General features: G+C 37.0%; 7 protein-coding genes. 3 read left to right on the forward strand and 4 right to left on the reverse strand.

The window, feature by feature from the left end:
- Nucleotides 1-98: 98 nt before the first annotated feature.
- Together L1077_RS26840 and L1077_RS26845 are read right to left on the reverse strand one after the other, a co-directional pair.
- Nucleotides 99-830 (reverse strand): fibrinogen-like YCDxxxxGGGW domain-containing protein, encoded by a 732-nt coding sequence (locus L1077_RS26840; RefSeq protein ID WP_237139827.1) that lies wholly within the window; start codon nt 828-830, stop codon nt 99-101.
- A gap of 111 nt (nt 831-941) precedes the next feature.
- Nucleotides 942-1,142 carry a hypothetical protein gene (locus L1077_RS26845; RefSeq protein WP_237139828.1) on the reverse strand — a complete coding sequence of 67 codons (201 nt, stop codon included), beginning with the start codon at nt 1,140-1,142 and terminating at the stop codon, nt 942-944.
- Nucleotides 1,143-1,429: 287 nt separating this feature from the next.
- Between L1077_RS26845 and L1077_RS26850 the strand changes: the two genes are divergently transcribed.
- The gene (locus L1077_RS26850) at nt 1,430-1,996 is read left to right on the forward strand and encodes a hypothetical protein (protein WP_237139829.1); all 567 of its coding nucleotides are present in this window, start codon (nt 1,430-1,432) and stop codon (nt 1,994-1,996) included.
- 350 nt (nt 1,997-2,346) lie between these two features.
- On the opposite strand, the gene L1077_RS26855 is transcribed toward L1077_RS26850, so the two are convergent.
- Nucleotides 2,347-3,210: a hypothetical protein gene (locus L1077_RS26855; protein ID WP_237139830.1), complete on the reverse strand. Its 864-nt coding sequence runs from the start codon at nt 3,208-3,210 to the stop codon at nt 2,347-2,349.
- A gap of 733 nt (nt 3,211-3,943) precedes the next feature.
- The gene (def, locus tag L1077_RS26860) at nt 3,944-4,492 is read right to left on the reverse strand and encodes a peptide deformylase (protein WP_237139831.1); all 549 of its coding nucleotides are present in this window, start codon (nt 4,490-4,492) and stop codon (nt 3,944-3,946) included.
- A 569-nt stretch (nt 4,493-5,061) separates the two neighbouring features.
- On the opposite strand from def, the gene L1077_RS26865 reads away from it, so the two are divergent.
- Complete coding sequence (locus L1077_RS26865) at nt 5,062-5,205, forward strand: hypothetical protein (protein WP_196760638.1); 144 nt, start codon at nt 5,062-5,064, stop codon at nt 5,203-5,205.
- Nucleotides 5,206-5,704: 499 nt separating this feature from the next.
- Entirely contained in the window at nt 5,705-6,466 is a 762-nt protein-coding gene (locus tag L1077_RS26870) for a hypothetical protein (protein WP_237139832.1), read from the forward strand.
- Nucleotides 6,467-7,025: the final 559 nt, after the last annotated feature.

The following is a 7,025-nucleotide window of genomic DNA, read 5'->3' on the forward strand; positions in this document are numbered from 1 at the left end:
GGCCATCAAAGTCCAAATACTATAGTTGCTTAAACGTTTATTAAAACTCGCAGTATTATAAATCACTATAATACTGCGAATTAATTATGTGGGCTGTATTATCTAACCCATAAAAGACCCCATCTAGTACCATTTCCTTGAGCATTAAAACTACACTGCGCGGTTCCTTTAGCCCATGGTGTATGTAGTCCGTGCCCCAACCAGCATGAATGATGGCTAGAGTGGATATCACGCTGCCAGCCGACGACATTCATATTATTACGATCAGGATCAATCAAACAGTTTGCATACGTCGTGCCATTTGCTACATATCTTGAGCGACAATCAGGCAATGGCGTCGTAGATTGATTTTCTTGTTGATCTTTGTAGCACCATGTATAACGGATCATATCTAGTTCAGCTTCTTTTAATGAAGATTGGTAAGCAGTACTTTTACAACCAGCAAAGTCGCAAGCAACTTGCTCTCTGACATCTCTAAATGCACTTAGTGAGCCTTGATATAACCCAGTGGCCGGATCTGTTGCTGTCACAGCTGGTAAGGGGCTATATTCACTAATACGTTCTTTCCCACCAGGCTTAGTCCTTGCATATGTACCTATTAATGTCCAACCCCCTTCATCTGTGTCCATGTCACAATATGCCTCGAAGCTATCTTGTGCACCTTCACCGTCTGGATCAATTGAATAAACACCTGATGTCGCCTCTGGATTTTCACTTAGAATTTGTGCACAACTTACCGGAGCCGTGACAATATTGACTTTAGGCCCAAGCGTAAAGTCGCCAGAATCATTATTAGGACCATACGATGTACCTTGATAACCTTCTTGCAAGCTCCCCTTACCAATATAGTAAAAACGACTTCCATCTTTAGAAATAGTAAATTGGACGCGTTGAGTAGTGCCTGAACCTAACTCAAACGTATTTGGGTGCTCAAACTCACCTTATATAAGCAGTGGCTCTACCTCTTGAACATCTATCGCGCTAAACTTATTCGCCAAAATCGTCATATTTAAGTTCTGAACATGGGCATTTGAAGATTCAAGCACCCCATTTAAAATCGTGTCTGAAAATAGCTCCCATTGTGTACTCGCAGACGCGCCACAAGAGATACTAGCCAATAATACAGCGGTTAATTTATTCATCACATTTTCTCCCTATATAACTCATTAAGATCATGACACAAACCACAAAAAAAACAAAAGAAAAATAACCATAAAAATCAAATGTGTAATTATAAAAAAATTAATTTGTTACAGTTTATTCAAACAAATAAAATTAAATACTCATCAAAAAAAGGATTACCCATTGATAAAAATTCAAACAACAAAATATTAAGAAAAATTTAAAGTTTTATGAAGCTAAATTACTAAGGTTCAGTGCTATTCATTAAACCTAGATTCAATTAACACAAAGCTAAAAAGAGAAAAATATGAATATAAAACGCATAACCTTAGCCCTACCTTTAATACTTTCATCTACATTTGCAGATGCGACTCCTGTAAACTGCCGCATAGTCGACGCGGGCACAGTTAATCTATACGGAGGATGGTCATACTGTTACGCATTCAATAGCAATGATAGAATGATACAAATAAGAGAGTATGTTCACCCAACGGTATTGCAGCAAAGAACGATATACCAATTTCTAAACGGTGAATGGTTAAATTGTCGTGCAACGGTTCCTTTCTCTCACACAGAAGATGTTACTAAAGAAGTTTGTGACTATAAACCAGGTGTATCTGTCTCAGTGAGGCAATTTAGTGAAGGTTCAGCTGTATTTGAGATAAATGAGGGTGACAGAGATGGAACAATTGTATCACGTGAAATAAGACTAAATGGGGAGCTTATTAACACAAGTTTAGGCGAAGTACAGGTATACGGCGCCATTGGGGAGTCATTTTATTTATCCGTTAAGGTGACAGATAATGATGGCTACACCGGCACAGGTTCCGCAGGTATTACTATTAAAAAATGGGGCAGTTTAAACCCTTTATAATTTGACATATAAAAATTAAACTTGTTAAAAGAAAATCGTTTTATTTGATCTTTAACAGTAGTAACAAACTAAATTTTAGCCATTAAAACTAAACGACGACAGTATTATAAAGTTAAGTAGGTTGGTTTTATCATCCAACCTACTTTATATCATGTTTAGCCGAGCGTAGCTTAAATTAAAATAAAACTACTTAGCAACAAGGTAGCAGTGTCGCAATACAAGTCTTGAAAAGCTATTACCTCTATGATCTGAAAACACTGTTTCTTGGTTACACTATACCTATCTATTCCCTTATCGATTCCAGACCTTATGTACTAGCAATAGAAAATCACTTTTCCATGAAGTAATCATCAATATGCACTAAAGTAAAGTGGTGGATTTACAGGATTAAGCGACTTATCTTCTATCAGTTGACCGTTAGTTAACCCTTCATTCAAAGCGTCTACCAAAGAATGTGTAGAAGAGCCCACTCTATATGCAACGGCCACATCATCATTCCACCCTTGCGCACCGGTACAATACTTCATACTCACTTGATCACTTTGATTGCGCCACTCACATTGTAGAAGAGTTTGCTCAAACCCATTTACAACGCGCTTTTGCGGATATGCTCTGAAATATGCAGGGCCAATATCACAGTCATCCATTTTAGGTGCGTTATCGATAACGACTGTGCCACCTTCAATGATTTTAAGCGAATTCTCGTTATAAATCATATAACAGCTACCAGAGTTCTTCTGTTGTAATTTGGTTGCAATTGGCAAGTTAAGTGCCTGTCCTTGATTAGTATTACACATTAATTGATGCGTATTGTTTCCCTTAGGCGTCCAACTACAATCAAGCAGACTTTCAGTTACGCCATTAACGATTCGAGACCTCGGTGCAGGTTTGAAAGAAACAGCAGCTCCATAGCAAGCAGATTTCTCGCCTGTGACTTGAATACTGCCTTTTAACTCCGTTCTATAGCCATCCAACCAATTAACACTGCAAAAACCTTGGCTTGGAATATTCACTTTTTTAGCTACAAGCAAATCTGACGAGTTTGAATCTATCGGGTTATTGCACAGTAAACTCTCATATGTAGCGATTTCGTTTTGCTGATCAAATTGCCAGTGGCAAGACATAGGCTCTGAGCTTTGAGCGAATGCAGACGTCATTGAGCTTCCTGCGATAACAACCAACAATTGAATTGTATTTTTAATCTTGGTCTTCATACTAATTATCCTTTTATAAGTTTGTCTTCGTTTTGTATTTGAGTGAACTCTACACATATGAGATCAAAACAAAAAGACTAGATTACAGTTACTTACAATCCATTACCGGCAACTACATAACCCGTAGTTCATTTACTAAAAAGAACGTGATTTTCTATCTATATTCATCGTTGGTACAGTATTTAATTAGATTGTTTATGAAAAATTGGGGCGGAAACTAACGAAAGCAAAAATATCCACGTTTATTGCCCAATAAGCCTGAACCAAAGTACACAGCTTGAATCAGTATATATTTATTTGAAAACTACAAATAAGCACTGCATTCTGAACTGTTGTATCATGCCCACTGGAGATTTTAGGTATGGCTGACACCAGCGCTAAGCTATCAACAACAAACGGGGTTTTCGAGCTACCCTCTAGGTTGACAATAAAAACATATGAAGAGTGTGAAGCTAACTTACAATCATACCAAGCTAATTATCAAAACTTTAAAGGTGGGGATATCAGTACATTTATTTACTGTAAACTCCCTAGAGTATCAAACGAAGCATTAACGAGCGGATAAGGGTTAACAAGAATGATAGGTTACGTAGTGAATTATCAAACTCACTAACTGAAACTTATGTTAAGAGCATTGCTTCATTTTCGCGTTTTTCAAGGTAAAGCCAATACCTATTGGCTTTAACAATCATATACGTAAAAAACAGATATAATGCTCTACTTTAATTCAAATTCACTGTTTATTGACAATGTGCTCATACCAATAATTTTCGCTCACCAAATCTCGCGGTGACTCTAACCGGTCAATAAAGGTTAAACCGTTTAAGTGGTCCAATTCATGCTGAAAAATACGCGCGACAAAATCGTCAAATACTCGTGTGTGCATCTTAGCATGTTGATCATAGTACCGAACCGAAATACTTTTATGCCTAGGTACTAGTCCACGCATACTGGGCACACTTAAACACCCTTCCCAACCTTTTTCTAACTCTTCGCTGGCTTCAATAATCTCTGGGTTAATGATCGCTGTTGGCTGCATACTAGGGGCGTTCGGATATCGAACACTCGGTTTAGAACACATAATAAAAACCTGCAAACTCTGATAAATTTGTGGAGCTGCCAAGCCAACCCCATTTGCTTTTTCAACAGCCACCATCATTTCTCCAATCAGGTTTTGACATTCATCTGATAAAATATCGTCAACCAATTTAGCTTGTTTTTGCAAAACGGGGTGCCCTAACTGTGCAATAATGGGTTGATTAAATGTATTTTGTGACTGCATTTTATAACCTTTTTTGAATCCAATAGCTCAATCATACTGGCTAGACATTATCAAATACTAGAGATAACAGAAAAGAAAGTCTCATATCTACCGAAACAATGTAGCTATACATTAACGTATTGGTTCAATATCCACTTTCACTCCACTTCTAAAGTAAAGGCTTTAATGTGTTGTCTAAACATGTATAAAAAAGCAACCACACATGCCAACACAAGCAATCAAAAAATCACATAACCATATGTTTACAAATAAAAAGATATGAACAATATTTAAAGTTGAAGCACAACATATTTGTAGCTCAGTTCACTTAACTGAACAATCAACTTTCAATAATTTCTAAAAGTTCTGCACTTTCTAATTATAGTTTGACAATCTTATCTCAGATCAATATATTGTCGTCTCGAGCGAGCAGAATTCATAAAAAATTGCCCAAAGCCACTGGCTTGTCCAATAAGGTATGACAAAAGACTTACAGAAGCCAAGGCAAATCAGAATTGAAATTCGAAAAGGCAGTTTTGTAGCATCGCTCTTCATTATGGTAAATGATAAGTAATTGTGTGGAGTGTGTGATGGAACAACATTGGTCTGATTTCTTCCCATATATATTTATGGGTGTAAAAGTAATTGCATTGGGTATAGCTGGATTCTTTGCTGTAAAATGGCATTTTGATCAAGATAAAAAACTAAAAGCTAAAGAGCAAAAAGAAAGTTAATTTTGCTTACTCAGAATTTTAATAATAAGCCACTTTTATAGGTGGTTTATTATTAGAGATCATCATCCCCAGTTAATATGTGTTAGTATTTCACACCAGTATTTAACTTTGTCTTCTCTAAAGCCTATAAATCTTCCGTAGTTTGTAAACGACTCTCTATTAACAAACTTTTGTATCAGCCAAGTACCTTTATCTGTTATGCGGTTTTTTATCATCTGCATACAAAGCAAGATGAATATGGTTACTCATTATCACGTAAGCAGATAAGATGCTTCTTAAACTATTCCCTAAATTGGGGCTGATATGGTTATTCCCCTTTACCTTATACTACATTATTTAATCCGCCACTAACGCCCTAAAGCCGGCTTTTCAACCTTAAATACTGAGTCAGCTATAGGCGGTCTATCAAAATTAGATTTAAATAACTAAAAATATTGCTAAATTTATTTTTTCTCTAACCGATACAGTAAAGAGAAAAGCGTGTAATAAGGATTATGACATGAAGATTGACGCAAGTGCGGGACCACGCCTGCATGCAAAAAATAATCAGGTTAGTGATGAAATGAGAAGTCTCGCCCCAAGCAGTCAAGCGGGACTCAAAGTAGATCCAACCAAACAATTTATCAATTCAGAGCCGACACATCCTGCAGAGCAAATGCGAGCTAAGTCTGACAACGGTAAACTAACTGTAATCACCTATAAGGCTAACGGCAAACTCGATCTACCAGCCAGATATGAGGAGCATAGGGCCATACTTGAAAGTGCCATCATTTCTACCAGCAAGCTGTATTTACATGAAACCCCGGCCGCAGCGAACAGAATCGCTGAAGAGTATGAGAAAGTGTCTGCAGATTTGTATGAACAAAACCCGCAACTAAAGCATAAAAGCTGGGGCTTTTCAGTTGATGAAACGGGCAAACTGATTGCGACAGGCCACTTGAGCCAAGCAGACAAGCAACTTGTTGAAGAGGCTTTAAATAGCAATGACGAACTAGTCAGTGCCGCCAAAGACTTTAAAACCAGCTTTTTGGAAGGCCTAAAAATTGAGCGGGGTAGTGCCGGTACAAGTCAATATTGGGGCAAATATGATGTCAACGAAGGCAACTTTGCTCAGATCATCGATTTTAAAGAGATGATCGAACAAGGCAGCAATGACGAGATCGAAAGAGAGAAAAGAGGCTATTTGCTCAATAAGTGGGAGTGGACGATCAATATATCCGACCAGTTACAGGCAAGAGCAGAACCAGCTTTTGCTAAGTGATTATCGTAGCAGGAGGCTTGTGCCTCGCGACGAGGTTAACTTACTGACGCTTAATTGAGAGCAAAATTTGAACATAAATATAAAAATTGTCACAAACTGCCGTATTTTCTATTTGTAATTTTACTAACCTTGTAAATGTGCATGCCCCTTTTGGTCTTTTCCTCATGCAGATAATAATTTTAGTGAAACCAATACATCTTATTAGCCATTTATAGAGGCTACGCTCTATTTTTAGATGCCCACCCCTGGGTTAACATTTTTTAAACCACCTGTTTAAAATAAAATTATTTAATGTTAAAATAATTCCGTGTTATTTTTTAATTTATTAAAAATAATTATAAATTTCATTACGAAATTTTTTAGCACTCTGGATTAAAATATAAATATTATTAAGGATTAATATGAAATACTTACTTGGAGCAGCTTTAGTTTTGGCTTCAACTATGGCAAATTCGTCTGAAGACAAGTGGACAGAAAGGGTCAAAATTATGGAAGTTTACACCGGTTATTCTGGAGGCTACTTTTTGTTGGCCTTGTTTCCTAAATATTTGAACTTCTA

The organism is Pseudoalteromonas luteoviolacea, from assembly GCF_021654285.1.
Lineage (GTDB): Bacteria > Pseudomonadota > Gammaproteobacteria > Enterobacterales > Alteromonadaceae > Pseudoalteromonas > Pseudoalteromonas luteoviolacea_J.